The sequence below is a fragment of the Cellulosimicrobium sp. Marseille-Q8652 genome (genome assembly GCF_965112045.1).
The window spans coordinates 22,915-47,819 of the sequence record NZ_CBCOPS010000002.1 but is presented as its reverse complement, the minus strand read 5'-3'; the positions used below and the strand labels follow the sequence as shown (position 1 = coordinate 47,819).

Below are 24,905 nucleotides of genomic sequence, written 5' to 3'. Positions count from 1 at the left end.
CGCGACCACGGCTCTACCCCGCCAAGGAGACGCATGACCGACGGCCCCCTCATCGTCCAGAGCGACAAGTCCCTGCTGCTCGAGGTCGACCACCCGCGCGGCGACGACGCGCGCCGCGCCATCGCGCCCTTCGCCGAGCTGGAGCGCGCACCCGAGCACGTCCACACGTACCGGCTGACACCGCTCGGTCTCTGGAACGCGCGCGCCGCGGGCCACGACGCCGAGCAGGTCGTCAACACGCTCATCGAGTACTCGCGCTACCCGGTGCCGCACGCGCTGCTCATCGACATCGCCGAGACGATGTCGCGCTACGGGCGGCTCACGCTCGCGCAGCACCCGGTGCACGGGCTCGTGCTCGAGGCGACCGACCGCGCCGTGCTCGCGGAGGTGCTCAAGTCGAAGCGGACCGCGGGCCTCGTGGGCGAGCGGGTCGACGAGACGACCGTCGTGGTCCACCCCTCCGAGCGCGGCCACCTCAAGCAGGTGCTCGTCAAGCTCGGGTGGCCCGCCGAGGACCTCGCGGGCTACGTGGACGGCGAGAAGCACGAGATCGCGCTGAGCCCCACGACCCCGCCGCGCACCGAGGGCGACGCGCCCAAGCCCTGGGAGATGCGGCCCTACCAGGCCCAGGCCGTCGACGGGTTCTGGCACGGCGGGAGCGGCGTCGTCGTGCTGCCGTGCGGGGCCGGCAAGACGATCGTCGGCGCCGGCGCGATGGCGCGGTCGAGCACCACGACGCTCATCCTCGTGACGAACACCGTCAGCGCGCGGCAGTGGCGCGACGAGCTCGTGCGGCGCACGTCGCTCACCGAGGACGAGATCGGCGAGTACTCGGGCGCCCGCAAGGAGATCAAGCCCGTCACGATCGCGACGTACCAGGTGCTCACGACGAAGCGGAAGGGCGTCTACACGCACCTCGAGCTGCTCGACGCGCGCGACTGGGGCCTCGTCGTGTACGACGAGGTGCACCTGCTGCCCGCGCCCATCTTCCGCATGACGGCCGACCTGCAGGCCCGGCGCCGGCTCGGCCTGACGGCGACGCTCGTGCGCGAGGACGGCCGCGAGGACGAGGTGTTCTCGCTCATCGGGCCGAAGCGGTACGACGCGCCGTGGAAGGACATCGAGGCGCAGGGCTACATCGCGCCGGCGGACTGCGTCGAGGTCCGCCTCACGCTGCCCGAGGCCGACCGCATGACCTACGCCGTGGCGGAGCCCGAGGACAAGTACCGGCTCGCGGCGACGGCGACGGGCAAGAACCGGGTCGTCGAGCAGATCGTCGCGCAGCACCCGGACGACCAGGTGCTCGTCATCGGGCAGTACCTCGACCAGCTCGAGGAGCTGAGCAACCACCTCGACGCCCCGCTCATCACCGGCGCGACGACGGTCCGCGAGCGCCAGCGCCTGTTCGAGGCGTTCCGCTCCGGCGAGATCTCGCGGCTCGTGGTGTCGAAGGTCGCGAACTTCTCCATCGACCTCCCCGAGGCGTCGGTCGCGATCCAGGTGTCGGGCTCGTTCGGCTCGCGCCAGGAGGAGGCCCAGCGCCTCGGCCGGGTCATGCGGCCCAAGGCGGACGGCCGGACGGCCCACTTCTACGCCGTCGTCGCGCGCGACACCGTGGACCAGGACTTCGCGGCGCACCGCCAGCGCTTCCTGGCGGAGCAGGGGTACGCCTACCGCATCGTCGACGCCGAGGACCTGGGCGTCGTGCAGTAGAGGGTGGGGACCGCAGCGCAGCAAGGTCCCCGCCCGGCACGGAACGGCGCCCACGGTGCCTGCGATTGCAGGCGGGTGGCCGCTGGGAAAGGATCGGGCGCGTGAGACCGCTCGCGCGCACGACCGCCCCTGCCCCCGTCACGACGGCGAGCCACGGGTTCCGGCGCGGCGTCGCCGTCGCCCTGGCGCTGCTGGCGGGCGTCCTGACGGCGGCGGTGCCGACGGTCGCCGCCGTCGCGCTCCCCTCCGGGCCGCCGGTCCGGACGGAGGCGCCGCTCGACGTCGACGGCGAGATCACGGACCCCGAGGGCGTGCTGGGCGACCGCACGGGTGAGGTCGAGGAGGCGCTGGACCGGCTCGCCGCGGACACGGACCTGCAGCTCTTCGTCGTGTACGTGCCCGACCTGGACGGCATGGACGGCATCGACTGGGCGAACACGACGGCGAACGCCTCGGGGCTCGGCGTCGACGACCTCCTGCTCGCGGTCGGCACGCAGGACCGTCGGTACGGGTTGTCGTACGACAACAACGTCGCGCTGAGCGACGCCGACATCGACCGCGTCACGTCCGCCGTCGAGGACCACCTGCGCGAGGACGACTGGGCGGGCGCCGCGATCGCCGCCGCCGACACGGCGCGCGACGCGGCGGCCGGCGGCGGTGGGGTGAGCTGGTTCCTCGTGCTCGCGGTCGGCGGGCTCCTGGTGCTCGTCGTGGTGCTCGTGGTGCGCGCCGTCGCGAACCGGCGACGTCGCGGCGAGCGCGGGGCCGTCGCGGGCGGCCCGGCCCCCGGCAGCCTGGAGTCGCTGCCCACCGACGAGCTGGACCGTCGTGCGAGCGCCGCGCTGGTCGCGATCGACGACGCCCTGAGGACGTCCGAGCAGGAGCTCGGCTTCGCCCAGGCCCAGTTCGGGATCGAGGCCACGCAGCAGTTCTCCGCCGCCCTGGGCGCGGGGAAGCAGAAGGTGACCGAGGCGTTCGCGCTGCGTCGCCAGCTCGACGACGGCACCCCGGAGGCGGAGCCCCAGGCCCGCGCGCTCCTGCTGCGGATCATCGCGCTGTGCGACGAGGTCGGGGACGCCCTCGACGCGCAGTCGACGACGTTCGACGAGCTGCGCGACCTCCAGGCCCGGGCGCCCCAGGTCCTCGACGAGACCGACCAGCGCGCGACCGAGGTCCTGTCGCGCGTCCCGACGGCCCGCACGACGCTCGACACCCTCGCCCGGACGTACCCGGCGACGGCGCTCGCGTCGGTCGCGCAGAACCCCGACCAGGCGGAGGCGCTCGTCGCGGGCGCGCAGGACTCGGTGGCCCGGGGACGTGAGGCGCTGGCCCGCAAGGACCGCGCGGCCGCGGTCGCGCTGGCGCGGGCGGCGCAGAACGCCGTGGGCCAGGCGGTCACGCTCCTGGACGCGGTCGATCGCGCGGGGACGGACCTCGCGCAGGCCGGCGTCCGCCTGGACAAGGGGCTCGCCTCGATCCGGGCGGACATGGCCGACGCCGCCCGCCTGGCGCCGCAGGACACCGCGGTCACGCCTGCCCTGGCCGAGGCCCAGGCCGCCGCCGAGGCCGCCGCGACCGTGCACGACGGCGGCGACCCCCTGGCCGCCCTGCGCCGCCTCACCGACGCGGAGGCCGCGCTCGACGCCGCGCTCGCCCCGTTCCGGGAGCGCGCGGAGCAGGCGGCCCGCGCGAACGCCCTGCTGCGCGAGACGCTCTCGCGCGTGGACTCCCAGGTGCGCGCGACGCACGACTTCATCGAGACCCGGCGCGGCGCCGTCGGGCCCGAGGCACGCACCCGCCTCTCGGAGGCGATCCGCCTGCTCGGCGAGGCCCGCTCCCTCCAGCCCACGGACCCGGTGTCGGCCCTGCAGCGCGCGCAGCAGGCCGACGCGCAGGCGCAGGCCGCCGCGCAGCTCGCCCAGCAGGACGCGTCACGGTGGGACGCCTCGCAGGGCGGCGGTCTCGGCGGGTTCGGCGGGGGCGGCGGCTACGGCTCCGGCGGCGGGAGCAACGTCGGTGGCATGGTGCTCGGCGGCATCCTGCTCGACTCCATCCTGCGCGGAGGTGGCGGTCGCGGCGGTCGCAGCGGAGGCTTCGGCGGAGGCAGCTTCGGCGGCGGGTTCGGCGGCGGAGGCTTCGGCGGCGGACGCTCGGGCGGACGGTCCGGCGGCAGGTCCTCGGGCGGCCGCTCCGGGCGCGGCGGACGCTTCTAGCGCGGCGCCCCGGACCACCCCGGCATCTCTCAGCAGCACGACCCGGTCACGGAACGACGCATCGACAGGAGAGGCACCATGGCGGAGAAGCAGAGCATCTTCGGGCGCATCGCCCAGCTCACGAGGGCCAACATCAACGCGTTGATCGACAACGCCGAGGACCCGCAGAAGATGCTGGACCAGCTCGTGCGGGACTACACGAACAACATCGCCGAGGCCGAGCAGGCCGTCGCCCAGACGATCGGGAACCTGCGCCTCGCGGAGCAGGACTACAACGAGGACGTCGCCGCGGTGCAGGAGTGGGGCGAGAAGGCCGTCGCCGCCTCCGCGCAGGCGGACCGCTACCGCCAGGGCGGCGACACCGCGAACGCCGACAAGTTCGACAACCTCGCCAAGCTGGCGCTCGGCAAGCAGATCGCGGCAGAGGGCGAGGTCCGGCAGGCGGAGCCCGTCATCGCCTCCCAGCGCGAGACGGTCGACAAGCTCAAGTCCGGCCTCGCGCTCATGAAGGACAAGCTCGGCGAGCTGCGCTCGAAGCGCGACTCGCTCGTCGCCCGGCAGAAGAGCGCCCAGGCGCAGCAGACCGTGCAGGGCGCCATCAGCTCGATCAACGTCCTGGACCCCACGAGCGAGATCTCGCGCTACGAGGAGATGGTGCGGCGCGAGGAGGCGATGGCGATGGGCCAGGCCGAGGTCGCGGCGTCGAGCATCGACGCGCAGTTCGCCGAGCTCGAGTCGTCGGGCGAGACGATCGAGATCGAGGCGCGCCTGGCCGCGCTCAAGGGCGGGTCGGCGTCGACGGCGCCCCAGGTCGCGCCCACGCAGGTCACCCCGGAGATCGGTTCCGGCACGAGCACCCAGGACGCGCCGACGTCGGGCTGGTGAGACGGCTCGCCCTCGTCGCGGGTCGGCGCCTCGTCCGGTCTGCGACAGGGCGCCCGTGGTTCGCACGCCCCGCAGCGGGAGCCCGCGAGGAACGAGCGGGCGGGTGGTAGACCCGGCCCCTTCCTCGCGCAGCCGTCGACCGCGGACCGGTGCTGGAACGCGCGGCTCGGCGGCTCGGCGGCTCAGGCGGTGACGAAGCGCCGCTCGACGGCGGCGCGCACCTCGGCGACGAAGGCGGCGGCGAGGCGGCGGCCGCCGTCGGCGATCTCGGCCGCGTGCTCGTCGAAGCCGGCGAGCACCGCCGCGGTGTCGACGTCGTCGTAGCGGTCGCACCACCCCGCGAGGCTCGCCCACGAGACCTCGGGGTGGAACTGGACGCCGAGCGCCGAGCCGAGGCGGAAGGCCTGGTAGGGGTACATGTCCGACGACGCGAGCCACACCGCGTCCCCGGGCAGCTCGACGACGGCGTCGCCGTGCGCGCTCGCCACCCAGCGGACCGGGTCGTCGCCGGCCGCGAGGGCGCCGAGGACGGGGTCGGCCGCAGCGCCGTGCCGCCAGAACACCTGCGTCGCGCCGACCTCGCGCCCGGGCGGCGCCGCGACCTCGACCCGGCCACCGCCCGCGACGGCGAGGAGCTGGGCGCCGAGGCAGATGCCGAGGGTGGGGACGGCGGACGTCGCGGCGGCGAGCAGCAGCTCCCGCACGGCGGGCAGCCAGGCCGCGCGGGCGTCGTCGTGCGCCGACATGTGGCCGCCCAGCACGACGAGGCCGTCGCCGACCTCGCCGACCGTGGGGACGGGCTCGCCGTCGTAGGCCCGCACCACGTGCAGGTCCGCGCGGAGGTGGTCGGCGTAGGCGTCGAGGGTGACGTCCGGGGAGCTCTGGACGACCGTCAGGCGCACGGCGGGACGCTCGAGGTCGAGCGGGGCTCCGGCGGGGCCGGACGGCGCTGCGGAGAGGCCGGACGGGGAGTCGAACGTGGTCACGAAGGACGACCGTACCCAGTGGCCCCCCGCCCGACGCAAACCGCGACGTCGCACGGCTGCCCCGCCGGGGCCCGGCGCACGGGTCGCGGCTAGGCTGACCGCATGTCCGACCCCCAGATCGTCGAACCCCCGCCCGTCGCCGAGCAGCCGCGCCGCACCTACCTCGTCGTGGACGGCGAGAACATCGACGCGACGCTCGGCATGAACGTCCTCGGGCACCGCCCGGCGCCCGAGGAGCGTCCGCGCTGGGACCGGATCGTCGACTTCGCGCGTCAGGCCTGGGGCCAGGACGTCACGCCGCTGTTCTTCCTCAACGCCTCGTCCGGGCAGATGCCGATGTCGTTCGTGCAGGCGCTGCTCGCGATGGGCTACCGACCCATCCCCCTCGCCGGGACCGGCAGCGAGAAGGTCGTGGACATCGGTATCCAGCGCACGCTCGACGCGCTGCGCGACCGCCCCGGCGACGTCCTCCTCGCGAGCCACGACGGCGACTTCCTGCCGCAGGTCGAGAACCTCCTGGGCGACCCGGACCGGCGCGTGGGCGTGCTCGCGTTCCGCGAGTTCGTCAACGTGCGACTCTCGGAGCTCACCGCGCGCGGGCTCGAGGTGTTCGACCTCGAGGACCACGCCGGCGCGTTCACGACGATGCTGCCCCGCGTGCGGATCATCCCTCTCGCCGACTTCGACCCGCTGCGCTACCTCTGACGGCGGCCGCGGGCTGCACGCTCAGGCGTGCAGCTCGCGGTACAGCGGCGTGGGGAACGACGCCGTCGTGCCGTCCCCGCCGAGCAGCGCGGCGATGCGTGCCGCCTCGGCACCGACGGCGGCCTCGGCGTCCGCGCCGACGTCCTCGAGCAGGCGGTACGCCGGCTCTCCCCCGCGCCGCACGGTCCACGCGCCGACGATCCGGCCCTCCCACCAGACCGTCGCACCGGCGTTGCCGATCGTGTCGAAGAGCTGTCCGCGGTGCGGCCCGAGGTACCAGTCGCGCCGGAACCAGCCCATCGTCGTCGGGTCGAGCGCCGGCACGAGGGAGACGACCCCGTCCGCCGTGCCGGCCGGGAGGTCGAGCGTCCCGTCGTCGAGAGCGGCCGCGAGCACCACGCCGCGCGCCACCTCGCTCTCCCCCGTCCCGCCCGGCCCGCCGACCTCGAGGTCGACCTCGCGCAGGTCGAGGGCGCCGAGCGCTGCGCGCGTGTCCCGCAGGTTCCACCCCGTCCACCACTGCAGGTCCTTCTCGGTCGCGGGACCGAACGCGGCGAGCCAGGCGCGCGCGAGCCCGACCCGCGCCGTCGGCTCGTCGACCTCGGGGAGCCCGCCCGGGAACCAGTCGTCCATCGGCGCCCACACGTGCCGGTTCGAGGACCACGAGCCGCGCGGCTCCCCGCGCACGACGACGCCCTCCGCCGAGAGCATCGACAGGAGCTGGCTCGTGGCCGTGCGCCGCACGTCCCACGACTTCGACGTGGTGGGCAGGAACGCCGTGCGCAGCGCGGGCACGGCGCGGGACAGGCTTGCGCCGTCGAGCGGGCCCTGCTCCGCGAGCGCGGCGTGCACCTGCCGCTCGGTCTCGGCGAGGAACGCCTGCGCGTCCTCGACGGGCGGGTCGGTCGGCAGGGTCGCGAGCTCCTTGAGAAGCCGGGCCCGCAGGCGTCGCCCGACGGCCGAGCCCGCCGCGGCGTGCACCACCGGGACCAGCTCGCTGCGCACGACGAACATCGTGCGGCGCATCGCGAGCACCTTGACGAGCGTGCGCCGCCCGAACAGCGCGTCGCGGACGTCCTCGAGCCCGAGCGCGGGCACGCGCGCGAGGACGGACAGGTACACGCTCGGGGCGTCGGTCGCGTGGAGCGCGAGGACGCGGTCCACGACGTCCTCGACCGTCCGTGCGGCGGGCAGGCCGGGGTGGTCGACGCCGAGCGCGAGCTGACGGGCGACGAGCAGACGGCGACGCTGGTCCACGGTGATGCGCACGTCGCCATCCTGCCCGAACCCGCCGACGCGGAGCCGCCGGAGCCGGTGGAGCGGGTGGAGCGGCTTCCCAGGCACCTCCCAGAGGACGCGCGCACACTGGACGCATGAGCACTCCCGAGGCACGCCTCGTCGTCGTCGACGACGAGCCGAACATCCGCGAGCTCCTGGCCACCTCCCTGCGGTTCGCGGGGTTCGAGGTGCACGCCGCCGCGGACGGCCAGAGCGCGCTCCGGCTGGTCCGCGACGTCGAGCCGGACCTCGTGGTGCTCGACGTCATGCTCCCCGACATGGACGGGTTCACGGTCACCCGCCGGATGCGCGAGAAGGGCCAGCGCACGCCGGTCGTGTTCCTCACCGCGAAGGACGACACGCGCGACAAGGTGACCGGCCTGACGGTCGGCGGCGACGACTACGTGACGAAGCCGTTCAGCCTGGAGGAGGTCGTCGCGCGCATCCGGGCCGTGCTGCGTCGTACGCACGCGGAGCCCGTCGACGACGCGGTGCTGCGCTTCGCCGACCTCGAGATGGACGAGGACTCGCACGAGGTGCGCCGTGCCGGGATCGACGTCGACCTGTCCCCCACCGAGTTCAAGCTCCTGCGCTACCTCATGCTCAACGCCGGCCGCGTGCTGTCCAAGGCGCAGATCCTCGACCACGTGTGGCAGTACGACTGGGGCGGCGACGCGAACATCGTCGAGTCGTACATCTCCTACCTGCGGCGCAAGATCGACAACCTCACCGTCCCCGGACCGGACGGCGAGCCCGTCGCCCTGCCGCCGCTCATCCACACGAAGCGCGGCGTCGGGTACCTGCTGCGCCAGCCGCCGGGCACGCCGTCGTCATGAGCGCGGGTCCCGACCGCACGACGACCGACCCGCGGCCGGTGCCGCCCCCTCCGCCGGGCGACGCCGCGCGCGCCGCCGGCGACCCGGCGTCGGGCCCCTCCGGCGACGCGGCGGCCGCAGGCTCGGGCGACCCCGCCCCCACGCAGCGCCCGTTCGGCCGGCGTGTCCGCACCGAGGGCTGGAGCTGGTTCGCGCGCGTGCCGCTGCGCGCCCGGCTCGTCGCGATCATCGTCCTGCTGCTCGCCGCCGGGCAGGGGATCGCCGCGCTCCTGACGACGACGGTCGTGTCGCAGTACCTCGTCGACCAGGTGGACGACCAGCTCCAGCGCTCGGCGAGCACGGTCGCCTGGTCGACCATCACCCAGGACACGCAGCGCAGCCGGCTGCCCAGCGACTACTACGTCCTCGCCCGGGACCTCCAGGGCGGCGAGGTACCGCTGAGCTGGCCCGCGACGGTGAGCCTGTACGGCGAGCCGGACATCCCCGCGCTCTCGGACCAGGAGATCGAGCGGCTGAACGGCGAACCGTTCACGGTGTCGTCGTCCGGCGGGTCGGACCCGGCGCAGTGGCGCGTCGTCTCGCGGTTCGTGCGGTTCGACGACCAGGTCGTCGGGACCGCGTTCGTCGCGCTCCCGCTCACGGGGATCCACGAGACCGTCAAGGTCCTCGGCCGTACCCTCGCGCTCTCCGCGCTGGGCATCGCGCTCGTCGGCGGGGCGGTCGCCTACCTCGCGGTGCACCGCGCGCTGCGGCCGCTCCGCGAGATCGAGGAGACCGCGGCGGGGATCGCTGGGGGCGACCTCGCCCGCCGCGTCCGGCCGGCTCCGCCGACGACAGAGGTCGGCTCGCTCGCCGCGTCGCTCAACGCGATGCTGTCGCAGATCGAGGAGGCGTTCGCCGTGCAGGAGGCGTCGGAGGCGCGCATGCGGACCTTCGTGTCCGACGCGAGCCACGAGCTGCGCACGCCGCTCGCGACGATCCGCGGGTACGGCGAGCTGTACCGCATGGGCGCGCTCGACACGCCCGAGAAGGTCGACGACACGATGGGGCGCATCGAGGACTCGGCGACCCGCATGGGCACGCTCGTCAACGACCTGCTCGCCCTCGCGCGCCTCGACGAGGGCCGGCCGCTGCGCCACGAGCCGGTCGACCTCGCGGCGCTCGCGCGCGACTCCGCGCAGGACCTCCACGCGCTCGACCCGTCGCGCGACGTCCAGGTCGTCGGGCTCGCGCCGGGGACGGCCGCTCCCGAGCGGCTGCGCGTCGTCGGCGACGAGGACCGGTTGCGCCAGGTGCTGGCCAACCTCGTCGGCAACGTCGCCCGGCACACCCCGAGCGGCACGGCCGCGCAGATCGCGCTCGGCGTCGTCGAGGCACCCCCGCTCCCGACGGGCAGCGCGGACCGGCGCGCCCCGCAGGGGTCGGCTCCCGGTGCGACGGCGGTCCTCGAGGTCCGCGACCACGGGCCCGGCGTGCCCGCCGGCCAGGAGGACCGTGTGTTCGAGCGCTTCTACCGGGCGGACTCGTCCCGCAACCGGGCGTCCGGGGGCTCGGGCCTCGGGCTCGCGATCGTCGCCGCGATCGTCGCCGCGCACCGCGGCCACGTCTCGGTGCGCACGACGGACGACGACGGCGGCCTGACCGTCCGCGTCGAGCTCCCGCTCGCCCCCTGACGCCACCACGCCGCCGAGCGGGGCTACGATGGCGCGTCGTCGTCGGCGGATCGACCTAGGCTGGGACCGAGGGCCCGGCACGAACGCTGACGACGCCGGGCCTGCCGGTCGGCTCTCCCCGGCCGGTGCCGCTCCTCCGTCGTCGTCGAAGAAGGCTGATCTCATGGGCGTCACGAGCATCGACGCACCGCAGTGGTTCCTCTCCTCGTTCGTCCGCAGCGCCCGGGGTGCCGGGGCGACCGCACCGGAGGAGGCGATCCGCGCCGTCGGGCAGGGACTGCTCGACCGCTGGGACACCCCCGGCCGCAACTTCCACAACCTGCGCCACCTCGCGGACGTGCTCGGGCGCGTCGACGAGCTCTCGCAGGAGACCCACGACCCCGACCTCGTCCGGCTCGCCGCCTGGTACCACGGCGCCGTCTTCGACGCGAAGGGCCGCGCGACGTACGCGAACAAGGGCGGCGAGGACGAGACGGCGAGCGCGGCGCTCGCGCAGGCCGAGCTGACGGACCTCGGCGTCCCCGCGGACGCGGCGCGTCGGGTCGCCCAGCTCGTGAACGCCCTCGTGCGGCACGCACCCGACCCCACGGACTTCGACTGCGCCGTGCTGTGCGACGCCGACCTGGCGATGCTCGCCGCCGAGCCCCAGCGCTACAAGGAGTACCTCAAGGACGTGCGCGACGAGTACGCGCACATCCCGCCGGAGGACTACGTCCGGGCGCGCATGGCGATCCTCACCAAGCTGCTCGAGCGGCGCTCGCTCTTCTCCAGCCCGCTCGGCGCGGCCTGGGAGGAGCCCGCCCGGCAGAACCTCGACGCCGAGCTCCAGCGTCTGCGCAAGGAGCAGATCAAGCTGGCGCAGCGATCCACGCCGTCCACGACGTCGTTCTCCTGACCGTTCGTCCACAGGCCCGCCGTCGCCTCGCGCCGCGGCACCGCCCTCTCCCCTAGCGTCCTCGACGAGCCCGGCGGACGACCGGGCCGCGCGGCCCGCGAGGACCGCCGGAGACGACGGAGGACGACGATGAGCAGGTACGAGGTCGACAGCGCGCGCGTCGCGCAGGCCGGCACGGCCGTGAGCGGGTCGGTGACGGCGATCCGCACCGAGGTCGCGGCGATGATGCGGCACCTCACGGACCTCCAGGCGTCGTGGCGCGGTGGTGCCGCCGACGCCTTCACGGGCGTCATGGTGCAGTGGCAGGGCACGCAGGTCCAGGTGGAGGCGGCGCTCGACGCGATCACGGCCGCCCTGGGTACCGCCGCGCAGACGTACGCGGACGCCGAGGCCCAGGCGTCGCGCCTGTTCGTCGCCCGCTGACCCGGAGGCGCCCGGCGCGGCGGCGGTCGGCGCGGGGGGTCGGGGCTGGGAGCGGTCGGCGCAGGTCACGTGTCGGTGACGACGACGGCGAGCTCCTCCCCCGGTGCGACGTGGTCGCCGGGCCGGACGAGGACCTCGCTCACGAGCCCGGGCGCGGTGGTCGTCACCGGCAGCTCGAGCTTCATCGCCTCGAGCACGACGACGGCGCCTCCTGCGGCCACCCGCTCACCCGGCTGCGTCTCGACCCGCCAGACGACGCCGCCGAGCGGCGCCCGCAGCACGGTCCGTCCGGGCGCCGGGCGCGGGTCCGTGCCCGCCGCGCGGGGCTCGTCCCCGACGGCCCAGCGGGGCCCGTCCGGGCCGGCGCCTCGGCGCCGTGCCGCGGTGCCGGGGGTCCGTCCGCCGCGTCGCCCGGGAGCCCCGACGTGCTCGCCCGCGCCCGACCACGCCGCGAGCTCGCGGTCGAACGCGGTACGGCGCGAGCGGGCGACGGTCTCGATCTCGTCCGCGTGCTCGGCGAGGAGGTCGAGGTGCGCGCGCCCGGAGAAGGTCCCCTCGGTCACCGGCACGTCGAGGACCCCCGCCCGTGCGGCCGCCCGCCGCTCCACGAGCTCGGCCGCGTCCACCGGGTCCCACACGATGCGGTCGAACGCGCGGAAGAGCCACGGGACACCCGGCTCGAACGGGCCGCGCTGGGCGTGGGGCGCCCAGATCGGCACCGTGCGGCCGACGAGCTGGTACCCGCCGGGGCTGTCCATCCCGTAGACGCACAGGTAGGTCCCACCGAGGCCCACGGCGTCGGCGGGCGTCCAGGTGCGCGCGGGCGTGTACTTCGTCGTGAGGAGGCGGTGCCGGGGGTCGACGGGCAGGGCCAGCGGCGCACCGAGGTAGACGTCGCCCAGGCCGAGCACGAGGTACTGCGCGTCGAGCACGGTGCGGCGCACGTCGTCCACCGAGCCGAGCCCGTTCACGCGCCGCACGAAGTCGACGTTGGACGGGAGCCACGGGGCGTCCTCCCGGACGGCCGCCGCGTACCGCTCGACGGCCTCGTGGATCGCGGGGTCGTCCCAGCTCAGCGGGAGGTGCAGCGCACGGCTCGGGACCTCGATCTCGGCCGCGGGCGGGAGGTCGTCCTCGAGCTCGCCGAGCAGCCCGACGAGCCGGGGTACCGGCAGCTCGTCCGGGTCGACGTGGACGTGCAGCGTCCGCACGCCCGGCGTCACGTCGACGACGCCCCGCGGCGCGCCCGCCGCGAGCGCCTGCGCGAGGGCGTGCACGCGCAGGCGCAGGAGCAGCGGGTCGCCGCCGCGCCCGTCGCCGCCGTCGTCGCCGTACTCGACGAGCACGTTGTCCTCGGCGGCGCGCAGGTACCGCACCGCGGGTCGTCCGACGGGCCGGCTCCCGTCGCGGCGGGAGAGCACCGCGTCGTCCGGGAGCGCGCGTCGCGAGACGGGGACGCGCGCGGCGGCGCGGGCCGCGTCGCGGGTGCGCAGGTCACGGGCCTCGTCGTCGTCCACGACGACGAACCGGACGACGTCGCCCGGACGGAGCTGGCCGAGCTTCCAGCGCGCGCCGGCGACGACGGTCAGCGGGCACACGAACCCGCCGAGGCTCGGCCCGTCCGGACCGAGGAGGATCGGGGTGTCGCCGCTGACGTTGAGCGCGCCGACGGAGTAGGGGTTGTCGTGCACGTTCGAGGGGTGCAGCCCGGCGTCGCCGCCGTCGGCGCGCACCCACGTGAGCGGCGGTCCGGCGAGGCGCACCCCGGTGCGGTCGGCGTGCGGCAGGACGCGCCACCACGCGGTGCGCAGCCGGCGCAGCGCGGCCGGCGTGAGGTGCGTCGGCTGCGGCCCGGTCGCGACGGCGATCTCCCAGGCGTGCCCCATGCGGGGTCGCTCGTCGGTCGGGACGGGGCCCGTGGGGCCACCGTCGCGGGCGGGTCGACGCGGGTGCAGCACGTCGCCGGCAGCGAGCGCCCTCCCGGCGTAGCCGCCGATGCCCCCGAGGAGGAACGTCGCGGACGACCCGAGGTACGTCGGGACGTCGAGGCCGCCCCGCACGAGCACGTACGTCCGCAGGCCCACGGCGTGCGGCGCGCCCACCGCGAGCACGCCACCGGGCGGGACGTCGACCGGCTCCCACTGCCGCACCGGCTCGCCGTCCACCGTGACCGGCGCCGGAGCACCCGTCACGCACACGGTCGCCGCGTGCGAGAACCGCAGCGTCGGGCCCGTGAGCGTGCACTCCAGGCCCGGCTCGCCCTCGCGGTTGCCCAGCGCGCGGTTGCCCGCACGGAACGACAGGTCGTCCGTCGGCCCCGACGGCGGCACGCCCACCGCCCAGTACCCGGTGCGGCCGGGCCAGTCCTGGACCGTGGTGAGCACGCCGGGGTCGAGCACGTCGACCCAGGGCGTCGGGTCCAGCACCCCGGCGAGCGTGGTCGTCGTCGCGGCACCGCCCCGGACGGCCGGGTCGGCGACCGTCGCCCGCAGGAGCGACAGGTTCGTCGGCACGCCCTCGACGCGCGTCGCCGCGAGCGCCCCGCCGAGGGCGTCGAGGGCGCCGGCGTGGGAGGGCGCGTGCGCGACGAGCTTCGCGACGAGCGCGTCGGCGTGGCCGCCGAGCTCGTCGCCGGGCCGCGCCCCGCTCTCGACCCGCACGTCGCCGGGCAGGACGAGCCGCGCGAGGGCTCCCGCGACGGGTCGCCCGTGCCGGGTGTCCTCCGCGTACACGCGCGCCTGCACCGCGACGCCGACGGGCTCCGGCCCGGACGCCGGCACCCCGTCCAGGACGCTCGCGTCCCCGAGGGCGAGCCGGAGCATCCACGCGACGAGGTCGACGCCCGTGACCTCCTCGGTCACGGTGTGCTCGACCTGGATCCGCGGGTTCACCTCGCAGAACCACGTCTGGCCGGTGTCGACGTCCAGGAGCATCTCGACGGTGCCGGCCGACCGGTAGGCGACGGCCTCCGCGAGGCGGCGTGCGCCGTCGTGCAGCGCGGTCCGGAGACCGGGGGCGAGCCGGGGCGCGGGGGCGACCTCGAGGACCTTCTGGTGGCGACGCTGCACCGAGCAGTCGCGGTCGCCCAGCGTGACGACCCGTCCCGCACCGTCGCCGAAGACCTGGACCTCGAGGTGCCGCGCGCGGGCGACGTGGCGCTCGACGAACAGCCGGCGCGAGGCTCCGGGCCGCGACGTCTCCCGCCGCCACGCGGCCGCGAGCTCGTCGGCGTCGCGGCACACGTGGACCCCGGTCCCGCCGCCCCCGCCCGCGTCCTTGAGCACGACGGGATAGCCGATCGCCCGGGCGTGCGCCGCGGCGTCCTCGGGTCCTGCGAGCACCGGCGACCCGGGGAGCACGGGCAGGCCGCACGCCGCGGCGAGCTCCCGGGCCCGTGCCTTGTCGCCGAGCACGCGCAGGTGCTCGGGGGACGGGCCGGCGAACGCGACGCCCGCGGCCTCGACGGCCGCGGCGAACGCGGCGTCCTCGGACCGGAAGCCGTACCCGGGGTGGAGGAGGTCGGCTCCGACCGACGCCGCCGCGGCGAGCAGGCGGTCCGCGGAGTCGTACGACGCGGCGACGGGGGCGGGGCCGATCCGCACGGCCCGGTCGGCGAGCCCGACGTGGCGTGCGCCGCGGTCGGCGTCGGAGTGGACGGCGACCGTCCGCAGCCCCAGGTCGCGGGCGCTGCGCAGGACGCGGCAGGCGATCTCGCCGCGGTTCGCGACGAGCAACGTGGCGGTCATCGCCCTCCCGGGTGCCGTGCGGGCGAGAGGGCGCCGCGCCGTCGGGTCGAACGACGACACCCTAGGCCCGGCGCGCCGGCGCCGGGTGCGGGTCTCAGACCGCGAGCGCCATGCGCGACAGCGCCCGGGCCGCGCGCTCCATGACGACGGCGAGCGACTCCCCCACGTGCCGGTGCAGGGCCGTGCGGGCCTCGGGCAGCCGGTCCGCGAGGGCGAGCTCGAGGATCTCGACGTGCTCGTCGATGGTGATGCGGATGCGCTCCGGCTCCACGAAGTCGTACATCCGCACGGCGCGCACCTTCTCGTTCACCTCGACGAGGGCCTCGGTGAGGCGCTCGTTGCCCGCGGCGCGCGACAGCACCGTGTGGAAGCGCTCGTCGAGCATGACGAAGCTCGGGTCCGGCTCCGGCACGTCGGCGCGCAGCCCGAGCCAGTGCTCGAGCTCGGCGGACAGCGCGTCGGTGTCGTAGCGCAGCTCGGGGTTCTCGATGATCCGCTCGACGCCGCGCAGCTCGAGCGTGACGCGGAGCTCGTAGAGGTCGCGCAGCTCGGCGAGGCTCGGCACCACGACGGCGTAGCCGAAGTCCGTCCGCTCGATGAGCCCGTCGGAGAGGAGGCGGGACAGGGCCTCGCGCACCGGGGTGCGCGAGACGTCGAAGAGCTTGCTCAGCTTGGGCTCGGTGAGCCGTTCGCGCGGGTCGACACGACCGTTGAGGATCTCGGCGCGCAACCGGGTGTAGACGGTGTCGCGGAGGGAGCGCGCGGCCGCGCCGGGCGTCGTCGCGGTCGCGATGTCCATGCTGGCTCTCCTGACTCGTCCGGCCACTGCGTCCCCTGCCCCATCCTCCCGCACCGGTGCACCCACCGTGCGCACACCGGTGCCCTCAGACCGCCATCGCCGCGCGCACGCCGGCCTCGGCGTGCTCACCGCCCGTCCCCCGGCTCGTGACGCGTCCCGACTGCAGGACGACGTAGTCGCTCGCCGCACCGAGCGCGAACCCGACGTGCTGCTCGACGAGGAGCACCGAGAGCCCGCCGGCGTCCGTGAGGGTCAGGATCGCGTCCTCGATCTCCGTGACGACCGACGGCTGGATGCCCTCGGTCGGCTCGTCGAGCACGAGGACGCGCGGACCCGTGATGAGCGCCCGGGCGATCGCGAGCTGCTGGCGCTGCCCGCCCGAGAGCAGTCCCGCGCGACGACCGAGCAGACCGCGCAGCGCCGGGAACAGGTCGAGCGCGTCGTCGAGCCGGCGTGACCCGTCGCGCGACGTGTCGGCGACGAGCTGGAGGTTCTCGCGGGCCGTGAGGTCGCCGAACGACTGCTGCCCCTGCGGCACGTACGCCAGACCGCGGCGGACCCGCTGGAACGTGGGAAGTCGGGTGACGTCCTCGCCGTCGAGCACGACGCTCCCCGAGCGGGGTCTGAGGAGGCCCAGGGCCGTCCGCAGGAGCGTCGTCTTCCCGGCGCCGTTGTGGCCCAGCACGGCGGCCACGCCGCCCGCGGGCACCGTGACGTCCACGCCGTGCAGCACCATCGTCCGGCCGTAGCCGGCGTGCAGTCCCGTGAGCTCGAGCATCACGCCTCCTCCTCGTGGGTCGCGCGGCCCTGCGGCCCCGCGGTCGAACCCGTGCCCGACGCCGCGGGCCCGCCCCCGGTGGCGCCTCGCCCGGGCCTGCGAGCACCGCGGGTCGCCCCGGCGCTGCCGAGGTAGACGTCCTGGACCCGGGGGTCGGCCTGGACCTCGGCGTACGTGCCCTGGGCGAGCACCCGGCCGAGGTGCAGCACCGTGACCGACGAGGCGAAGGCGCGCAGGAACTCCATGTCGTGCTCCACGACGACGACCGTCCGCTGGGCGCCGATGCGCTGCAGCAGCTCGCCCGTCTGCTCGCGCTCCGCCTGGCTCATGCCCGCGACGGGTTCGTCGAGCAGCAGCAGGCGCGCGTCCTGGACGAGGAGCATGCCGATCTCGAGCCACTGCTTCTGCCCGTGCGCGAGGACCCCGGCCTGCGTGTCGCGCAGGTGCGCGAGACCGACGGTCTCGAGCGCGTGCTCGACCGACTCGGGCACCTGGCCGCGCCGGCGCAGGAGCGTGAGCGCCCCGCGCCCCGCCCCCGCGGCGATGTCGAGATTCTGCAGGACGCTGAGCTCCTCGAACACGCTCGCGGTCTGGAACGTGCGCCCGACGCCCGCGCGGGCGATCCGGTGGGTCTTCTTCCCCAGCAGCTCGACGCCGCCGAACTGCACGGAGCCGGACGCCTTCGCGAGGCCGGTGATCGCGTCGACGATCGTCGTCTTCCCGGCACCGTTCGGGCCGATGAGGAAGCGCAGGTCGCCCGCCGTCACGGTGAGGTCGACGCCCTGGACGGCGACGAACCCGTCGAACTCGACGCGCAGCCCGCGGACCTCGAGGTAGTCGTGCCGGAACCGCGAGTCGTCGACGCCGAGGACGGCCTCGGCCGCCTCGAGGTCGAGGCCGTCGCCCGCGACGCCCTCCTCGAGGGCTTCGGGTGCGGTGTGCTGCTCGGTCATGAGGCCCTCCCCGAGGGTGCGTCGACGGCGGTGCGCTCGGCCGCGTCGGGACCGGCGCCGGAGGTGACGTCGCCGCCCGGGGCGGGGCCGGCGTCGGGCGACGGAGCACCGCGCGAGCGCCGCCACCGGGTGAACAGCTCGGCGAGACCGCCCGGCAGGAACGCGACGACGACGATGAACAGCGCGCCCTGGGCGTAGATCCACCCGGAGGGGAACTGCTCGGACAGCGTGGTCTGCGCCCAGCTGACGGCGATCGAGCCGAGCACGGGCCCCAGGAGGGTCGCGCGCCCACCGATCGCGACGCCGATGAGGAAGCCGATCGACGGCACCACGCCCACGTCGGCGGGCGAGACGATGCCCACGATGGGGACGAACAGCGCCCCGCCGACCGACGCCATGAGCGCGGCGACCGCGTAGGCGACGACCTTGACCGTCGCGGGGTCGTAGCCGAGGAACCGCACGCGGTTCTCCTGGTCGCGCACGGCGACGAGGAGCTCGCCGAACCGGGAGACCATGAGCTGGCGCGCGATCGCGACCATGACGAGCAGCGCCCCGGCGGCGATGAAGAACAGCATGCGCTTGTTCACCGGGTCGGCGAGGTCGTAGCCGAAGAACGACCGGAAGCCGTTGAGGCCGTTGGTGCCGCCCGTCGTCGCCTGCTGACCGATGAGCAGGATCGCGAACGCGGCCGCGAGCGCCTGCGACAGGATCGCGAAGTACGCGCCGCGGACGCGCCGGGTGAACACCGCCCAGCCGAGCAGCGCGGCGACGCCGGCCGGGACGACGAGGATCGCGAGGACCGTCACGACGGGCGAGCGGAACGGCTCCCACCACCCCGGCACGACGCCGGACCCGTAGAGCATCATGAAGTCGGGCACGCCGCCGGACCCCTCGACCTGCGCGGCGTCGGCGAGCTTGAGGTGCATCGCCATCATGTAGGCGCCGAGGCCGAAGAACACGCCCTGCCCGAGCGTGAGCATCCCGCCGCGGCCCCACGCGAGGCCGATGCCGACGGCGACCATCGCGAGGCACAGGAACTTGCCGAGCAGCCCGAGGCGGAACGTGGAGAGCGTGGCGGGCGCGACCGCGAAGAGCAGCACGGCGGCGACGGCGAACCCGACGATCACGCGGGCGCGCGACGAGCGGAACAGGGCCTGGGCCCGGTCGGTGACGGCGGTCATGCGAGGCTCCTCGTCCGGACCGACACGAGGCCCTGGGGTCGCACCTGGAGGAAGGCGACGATCGCGACGAACACGAGCACCTTGGCGATGCTCGCCGTGGTCGAGTACTCGAAGGTCGCCTGGAGCAGCCCGAGCGCGAAGGCCGCGATGACGGTGCCCTTGATCTGCCCGATGCCGCCGACGACGACCACGAGGAAGGCGTCGACGATGTAGCTCGTGCCGAGCGTCGGGCCGACGGACCCGAGCAGCGTGAGCGCGACGCCCGCGATGCCGGCGAGCCCGGAGCCGATGAAGAACGACAGCCGGTCGGTGGCGCGGGTCGAGACGCCGCTCGCCTCGGCGAGGTCGCGGTTCTGCACGACGGCGCGGATCCGCCGCCCGAGCGGCGTCGCCTTGAGGACGACGGCGAGCGCGACGACGGCGACGACGGCGAGCGCGAGGATGAACAGACGCGTCTTCGGGACCGCGAGGCCGAACAGGTCGAACGCCCCGCTCAGCCACGACGGCGCCCGCACGTCGACGTTCGGCGCGCCGAACACGTCGCGCGCCACCTGTTGCAGCACGAGCGCGACGCCCCACGTGACGAGCAGCGTGTCGAGGGGCCGCTTGTACATCCGGTGGATCAGCGTGGCCTCGAGCAGCAGACCGAGCAGGCCGCCGACGAGGAACCCGAGCGGCAGCGCCACGAGCAGCGAGACGCCGGCGTTCCCGACGACCCCCTGCACGACGAACGCCGTGTAGGCGCCCGCCATCATGAACTCGCCGTGCGCCATGTTGATGACGCCCATCTGACCGAACGTGAGCGCCAGCCCGAGGGCGGCGAGGAGCAGGACGGAGCCGAGGCTCAGTCCCGCGAACAGCTGGGAGAACAGCACATCCATGGGCGGCGCGCCTTCCGGTGGGTGCGTGCGAAGTGGACAGTTGCGCGGCCGGGCGGTGCCGGGGCCGACGGCGAGGCGAGGCGACGGGAGAGGCGGAGCCCGGGGTGTGCGCGCCGGGTCGTGGCGGGTCTGGCGGGAGCCCGCGAGGAACGGGCGGGCGGATGGTAGACCCGGCGCGCACACCCTGGGCACCGCCGCAGGTGACGGGCCGCGCACACCCCGGGGACCGCCGGTGGCGACCCTCGGGGCCCACCGGCTAGGAGAGGCCCTCGGCCCAGTCGTAGCCCTCGAGGAACGGGTCGGGCTCGATGGGCTCCTCGGAGCTCCACTCGGTGTGGATGAGACCGTCGGCGCCGATCTTCCCGATGAGCGCGGTCTTGGCGATGTGGTGGTTGTCGCCGTTCACGGTCACGGAGCCCTCCGGCGCGTCGAACGTGACGCCGTCGGCGGCCTCCTGGACGTCGGCGACGTCGAACGACTCGGCCTTCTCGACCATGCCCTTCCACAGGTACAGCGACGTGTACGCGGCCTCCATCGGGTCGGACGTCACGCGGTCGTCGCCGTACTCGGCCTGGAACGCCTCGACGAACGTGGCGTTCTCGGGGCTGTCGATGGTCTGGTAGTAGTTCCAGGCGGTGAGCTGGCCCTCGACGTTCTCGACGCCGATGCCGCCGACCTCCTCCTCCGCGATGGACACCGAGACGACGGGCATCGCGTCCGGGCCGAGGCCCGCGTTCTTGTACTCCTTGAAGAACGCGACGTTGGAGTCGCCGTTGAGCGTGTTGAACACGGCGTCGGCGCCGGCGGACTTCACCTTGTTGACGATGGTCGAGAAGTCGGTGTGGCCGAGGGGGGCGTACTCCTCGCCGAGGACCTCCATGCCGTTCGCCTCGGCGTAGGCGTTGATGATCTTGTTCGCGGTGCGCGGGAAGACGTAGTCGGAGCCGACGAGGAAGATCGACTCGGTGCCCTGCTCCTTGAGGTAGTCGAGGGCGGGGACGATCTGCTGGTTGGTCGTCGCGCCGGTGTAGAAGATGTTCGGCGACGACTCGAGGCCCTCGTACTGGACGGGGTAGAAGAGCAGCGAGTCCTGGGCCTCGAAGACGGGCAGCATGGCCTTGCGGGACGCGGAGGTCCAGCCGCCGAAGACGGCGGCGACGCAGTCGCTGGTGATGAGCTTCTCCGCCTTCTCGGCGAAGACGGTGGGCTCGGACTGGCCGTCCTCCTGGACGATCTCGAGCTGCTTGCCGAGCACGCCGCCGTCGGCGTTGATCTCGTCGGCCGCGAGGGCGAGCGAGTCGGCGACGGTCTGCTCGGAGATCGCCATGGTGCCGGACAGCGAGTTGAGGAAGCCGATCTTGACGGTGTCGCCCGAGGTGTCGACGCAGCTCTCGGCGGCGGAGGTCTCGCCGGCCGTGTCGCCGCTCTCGGTGCGCGCTCCGCAGGCGGTGAGCACGAGCGTGAGGGCGACGAGGGCGGCTGCCGGGGCGAGGCGGGTCGTGGCGCGTGAAGGTGTCACCGGAGGTCCTTTCAGCGGGTCGGCGCGGCCTCCGGGGCGGGAGGACCACGTGCCGCGGGCGCGGTGTACGCGGACGTATACGGGAACGTGTCCGCAATCGTGCCCACTGATGTCGACGCTAGAGAGGCCGTGTTTCGGGCGGTCTCACGGTCCTGTTAACGCTGCGTGTCGGACGGTCACGGTTCGGTCACGCCGAGGCGTGCCCGCCGGACCGGCGATCAGGGGCGGGAAAGGGGCGCGCTCCGCGCGCGGCCTGCCCACCACGCGACCGCGCCGAGAGCGCCGACGACCGCGCCGACGGCGCCGGCCGCGAGCGGGATGTCCACGGGGATGCCCAGGTGCACCGTCAGACCGAGGATCCGCGACAGCCCCCACGGCAGGACCATCATCTGGTCGTTCCAGGCGGTGAGCGTCGTCTCGAGACCGACGGCGGCCACGGCGAGCCCGCCCACGACGAGCGGCGCCGCGGCGGCGACCAGCACGCGCCCGGTCGCGCCGAGCACGCTCACGCCGAGCGACCGCAGCGCGAACCACGACGCGACACCCACCCACACGAACCCCGCGAACGCGAGCACGACGTACGCCGTCCGCGCACCGGGCTCGGCCCACAGGCCGTACCAGTACCCGCCCGGACCCGTCGGGGCCAGGGCCGCGAGCAGGAACACGGTGCGCAGGACCGCGGCCCCGCCCACCGCGCCCGCGAGGCCGAACGACCCGGCGCGTCCGACCGTCAGGCGCAGCACCCCGACGAACAGCGCCCAGGCCCCGAGCACGACGGCGAGGTGCACCCACGACAGGGCCCACGTGTAGGCGACCCGGCTGAGCACGACGGCGCCGACGGGCAGCGCCCACACGACGACGCGGTCGAGGCGACCGGCGTCCGGGGCGATCCCCGCCGCTCGCCAGGGACGCGTCGCGCCGAGCCACAGCGCACGCAGGGCGAGGGCTCCCGGCGCCCGCCTGCCCGGTCGGTCGTCGCGGGGACGACCTCGGCCGGCCGGCGCGAGCAGACGCTGTCCCGGCGCCGTGCCGAGGAGCAGGGCGAGGACGAGCAGCAGCCCGAGCACGCGCGCGACCCGGGCGACGGGCAGGTCGCGCTCCGCGCGCTGGAGGCCGAGGTCCGCGGCCGTGAACGTGTACGCGGGCAGGTAGAGGTCGTCGCCGTAGGCGGTGACGTGCGCGGACCGTGAGCTCTCGAAGCGGTCGCGGGCGTCCGACCACGCCGCCCGGGCCGCACCGTCGTCCGTCGCGAGCCACCGGCCGTGCTGCAGCACGACCTCGCGGTAGTCCGCGAGCACGGTGAGCAGGTCCGCCTCGTAGTCGATCGCGTCGAGCAGCTGCTGACGCAGCGCCGGGTCGCGCCACGTCGTCGGGTCGGTCCCGGAGACCGCGTCGCGCATCCGGCCGACGGTCCGCACGGCGTCGCGCCCCTCCGCGACCGCGGCCTCGACGTCCTCGGGCCGGTCCCCCACGATCGAGGTGATCGAGTCGAGCGCGGCGGCGTCGCCCGAGACGATGTCCCACTCGAAGATCCACATCATGGGCGGCGGCTCGAGACCGAGCGCCGTGACCTGGTTCCCGGCGAAGGCCCCGATGTACAGGCCGTGGGTCACGGCGTCGCGCGAGAGCGCCATCGCCTCGCCGACGGCCGCGACGGTCGCCGGGTCGTCGGAGAACGTCGCGCGCGCCCACGAGGCGGTGATCTCGCCGGGGTCGGCGGACGGGTCGACGGCGAGGCGCGCCGCGGCGTACGTGTTGAGGTCGTAGAGCTGCCAGAACCCGGACTTGCGGTACAGGCTCATCGGCCCGGCCTTCCACGGCCCGCCGTCCTGGGCCCACGCCCACACGCCCTCGACGTGGGGGTTCACCGCGAGGTAGTGCTCGAGCGCGCCCGCGTACGCAGGCCCGAGGTCGTTCGGCATCGCCCCGAAGCCCTCGAACTCGCGCCGTGACTGCAGCTCGACGATGCGCCGCTGGTCCCCCACCTCGAGCGTGGGGTTGAGCGGGAGCCACGAGTAGAAGTCCCCGGCGACGTGCTTCGTCGACACGACGAGCGAGGGCGAGTCGATCCCGGCGAGCACGGCCTCGTAGGAGCCGGGGTTCGTGTGCATGTCGCCGACCGCGCCCACCCCGACCGACCACGACCGGAAGATCACGTCCTTGCCGTGCTCCTCCGCGACGCGCGTGAAGGCCGAGAGCATGGCCTGCACCGCGGCGTCGTCGGTGACCGCGAGCTCGGACCAGTAGTCCCAGCCGGGCAGGTCGTAGATGCGCCCCGCCTCGCCGATCCGGACCATGAGGCCGTCGACCGCGGGCATCGCGGTGAACAGCTCGTCGAGGCCCGCCGCGTACACGTCCCACAGCCCGGGGTCGTGCACGTCGAGCCCGCGCGCGTCGAGGTACTCCTCCAGCGGCGTGCTGAGCATCAGCATGTCGGTCTGCAGGTAGACGTCCATGCCCGCGTCGTCGGCGTGCTCCCACATCGGCCCGAACCCGGAGCGCATCGCCTCGGCGCGGGCGACGTGCTCGTCGCCCGCGGCGTACACGTCGCCGTCACCCGCCCCGCCGTCACCCACCTCGTCGAACGTCACGTACTTGAGGAAGCCGGGGATCACGACGCCCGTGAACCCCTGCGCGAGCTGCGCGGCGACGTAGCCGCGGAAGTCCTCGGCGTCGTCGGCGAGCGCGGCCTCGTCCACGTACGGGGCGTCGGACAGGATCGCGTCGGCGAACGACCCGCCGTTGTGCGAGTACGGGTCGCCCTCGCGCCACTCCTGCGCGTCGGGCTCGATGCCCGTCGCCCCCTTGTCGACGAGCCGCATGCCGAGCGCGGGCTCGTGCACGACGCCGTCCCCCGGCTCGCCCGGTCCCGCGGGCAGCGCGTCACGTCCGGTGCGGACGCGGTCCGCCACCTCGTACAGCCCGTGCGCGGCGCCGGCAGGGTCCGCCGCGTCGAGCCGCCACGAGCCGGGACCCGCCGGGGCCTCGATCACCACCACCCGGTACGCCTCCGGGTCGTCGGAGCCGAGGTCGGCGCCGGTGACCACGCGCGCTCGCCCGGCGCGGGGTCGGGCTCGGCGGGGTCGGGCGGGGCGGGGTCGACCCGGACCGTCGCGGCGGCCCCGCGCGCGGCGAGCGCGTCCACGACGGCGTCGGCCGCGAGCGAGAGCCGCAGCGAGTCGTCGGGCACGACGACGGTCGTGATCCCGGGCGCCGCGGCGGCCGCCGCGGCGGGGGCCGCGACGGCCTGCTCCGGCGCCGCGACCGACGGCGTCGCCTCGACGGCGAGCACGTCGCCGAGTCCCGCCGCGACCCCGAGCCCGAGCCCGAGGAGCACCGCGGCCGCGACGGCGGCGTAGAAGGGGCGGCGGCGTGTGACGTCGTCGTGCACGCGGTCAGCGTAGGCCCCCGACCTCGCCGTGCCGAACGGGGCGTCGTCGC

19 protein-coding genes are annotated in these 24,905 nt (G+C 74.9%); 8 read left to right on the top strand and 11 right to left on the bottom strand.

Translation table 11 applies throughout. The annotated features are described in order from the left end of the window. Positions 1-33 precede the first annotated feature (33 nt). From ACWPWV_RS10230 to ACWPWV_RS10220, 3 genes are all read left to right on the top strand, one after another. A complete protein-coding gene (locus ACWPWV_RS10230) occupies positions 34-1,713 on the top strand; it encodes a DNA repair helicase XPB (protein WP_454042890.1) in 1,680 nt (559 codons plus the stop codon). A gap of 101 nt (positions 1,714-1,814) precedes the next feature. After that, positions 1,815-3,926, top strand: coding sequence for a TPM domain-containing protein (locus ACWPWV_RS10225; protein ID WP_454042889.1), 2,112 nt, complete (start codon positions 1,815-1,817; stop codon positions 3,924-3,926). A gap of 78 nt (positions 3,927-4,004) precedes the next feature. Then, the gene (locus ACWPWV_RS10220) at positions 4,005-4,811 is read left to right on the top strand and encodes a PspA/IM30 family protein (protein WP_454042888.1); all 807 of its coding nucleotides are present in this window, start codon (positions 4,005-4,007) and stop codon (positions 4,809-4,811) included. Positions 4,812-4,993: 182 nt separating this feature from the next. Here ACWPWV_RS10220 and ACWPWV_RS10215 read toward each other — a convergent pair whose 3' ends face one another. Continuing rightward, complete coding sequence (locus ACWPWV_RS10215; RefSeq protein WP_454042887.1) at positions 4,994-5,797, bottom strand: type 1 glutamine amidotransferase; 804 nt, start codon at positions 5,795-5,797, stop codon at positions 4,994-4,996. A gap of 102 nt (positions 5,798-5,899) precedes the next feature. Between ACWPWV_RS10215 and ACWPWV_RS10210 the strand changes: the two genes are divergently transcribed. Beyond that, a complete protein-coding gene (locus ACWPWV_RS10210) occupies positions 5,900-6,502 on the top strand; it encodes an NYN domain-containing protein (protein WP_454042886.1) in 603 nt (200 codons plus the stop codon). Between the two features lie 21 nt (positions 6,503-6,523). Here the strand turns inward: ACWPWV_RS10210 and ACWPWV_RS10205 are convergent, their stop codons facing one another. Continuing rightward, entirely contained in the window at positions 6,524-7,771 is a 1,248-nt protein-coding gene (locus ACWPWV_RS10205; protein ID WP_454042885.1) for a winged helix DNA-binding domain-containing protein, read from the bottom strand. A gap of 104 nt (positions 7,772-7,875) precedes the next feature. On the opposite strand from ACWPWV_RS10205, the gene ACWPWV_RS10200 reads away from it, so the two are divergent. From ACWPWV_RS10200 to ACWPWV_RS10185, 4 genes are all read left to right on the top strand, one after another. Continuing rightward, entirely contained in the window at positions 7,876-8,616 is a 741-nt protein-coding gene (locus ACWPWV_RS10200; RefSeq protein WP_454042884.1) for a response regulator transcription factor, read from the top strand. After that, positions 8,613-10,289 carry a sensor histidine kinase gene (locus ACWPWV_RS10195; RefSeq protein WP_454042883.1) on the top strand — a complete coding sequence of 559 codons (1,677 nt, stop codon included), beginning with the start codon at positions 8,613-8,615 and terminating at the stop codon, positions 10,287-10,289. Before ACWPWV_RS10200 ends, ACWPWV_RS10195 begins: the two co-directional genes overlap by 4 nt. Positions 10,290-10,452: 163 nt before the next feature. Further along, the gene (locus ACWPWV_RS10190) at positions 10,453-11,184 is read left to right on the top strand and encodes an HD domain-containing protein (RefSeq protein WP_454042882.1); all 732 of its coding nucleotides are present in this window, start codon (positions 10,453-10,455) and stop codon (positions 11,182-11,184) included. A gap of 129 nt (positions 11,185-11,313) precedes the next feature. Then, positions 11,314-11,607, top strand: a complete 294-nt coding sequence (locus ACWPWV_RS10185) for a WXG100 family type VII secretion target (RefSeq protein WP_454042881.1) — start codon at positions 11,314-11,316, stop codon at positions 11,605-11,607. 65 nt (positions 11,608-11,672) lie between these two features. Here the strand turns inward: ACWPWV_RS10185 and uca are convergent, their stop codons facing one another. The 9 genes from uca to ACWPWV_RS10140 form a co-directional block, all read right to left on the bottom strand. Then, on the bottom strand, positions 11,673-15,353 hold the full coding sequence (gene uca / locus ACWPWV_RS10180) for an urea carboxylase (RefSeq protein WP_454042880.1): 3,681 nt from the start codon (positions 15,351-15,353) through the stop codon (positions 11,673-11,675). Between the two features lie 94 nt (positions 15,354-15,447). Then, entirely contained in the window at positions 15,448-16,152 is a 705-nt protein-coding gene (locus tag ACWPWV_RS10175) for a GntR family transcriptional regulator (protein ID WP_454042879.1), read from the bottom strand. An 85-nt stretch (positions 16,153-16,237) separates the two neighbouring features. After that, positions 16,238-16,930 carry an urea ABC transporter ATP-binding subunit UrtE gene (gene urtE, locus ACWPWV_RS10170; RefSeq protein ID WP_454042878.1) on the bottom strand — a complete coding sequence of 231 codons (693 nt, stop codon included), beginning with the start codon at positions 16,928-16,930 and terminating at the stop codon, positions 16,238-16,240. Beyond that, on the bottom strand, positions 16,930-17,883 hold the full coding sequence (gene urtD, locus ACWPWV_RS10165; protein ID WP_454042877.1) for an urea ABC transporter ATP-binding protein UrtD: 954 nt from the start codon (positions 17,881-17,883) through the stop codon (positions 16,930-16,932). Before urtD ends, urtE begins: the two co-directional genes overlap by 1 nt. After that, complete coding sequence (gene urtC / locus ACWPWV_RS10160) at positions 17,880-19,064, bottom strand: urea ABC transporter permease subunit UrtC (protein ID WP_454042876.1); 1,185 nt, start codon at positions 19,062-19,064, stop codon at positions 17,880-17,882. The genes urtD and urtC overlap by 4 nt, the downstream gene beginning before the upstream one ends. Then, positions 19,061-19,945 (bottom strand): urea ABC transporter permease subunit UrtB, encoded by an 885-nt coding sequence (gene urtB, locus ACWPWV_RS10155; RefSeq protein WP_454042875.1) that lies wholly within the window; start codon positions 19,943-19,945, stop codon positions 19,061-19,063. Before urtB ends, urtC begins: the two co-directional genes overlap by 4 nt. A 256-nt stretch (positions 19,946-20,201) precedes the next feature. Next, on the bottom strand, positions 20,202-21,464 hold the full coding sequence (gene urtA, locus ACWPWV_RS10150; protein ID WP_454042874.1) for an urea ABC transporter substrate-binding protein: 1,263 nt from the start codon (positions 21,462-21,464) through the stop codon (positions 20,202-20,204). 218 nt (positions 21,465-21,682) lie between these two features. Beyond that, positions 21,683-24,511: a hypothetical protein gene (locus tag ACWPWV_RS10145; RefSeq protein ID WP_454042873.1), complete on the bottom strand. Its 2,829-nt coding sequence runs from the start codon at positions 24,509-24,511 to the stop codon at positions 21,683-21,685. Beyond that, a complete protein-coding gene (locus ACWPWV_RS10140) occupies positions 24,454-24,855 on the bottom strand; it encodes a hypothetical protein (RefSeq protein WP_454042872.1) in 402 nt (133 codons plus the stop codon). Before ACWPWV_RS10140 ends, ACWPWV_RS10145 begins: the two co-directional genes overlap by 58 nt. Positions 24,856-24,905: the final 50 nt, after the last annotated feature.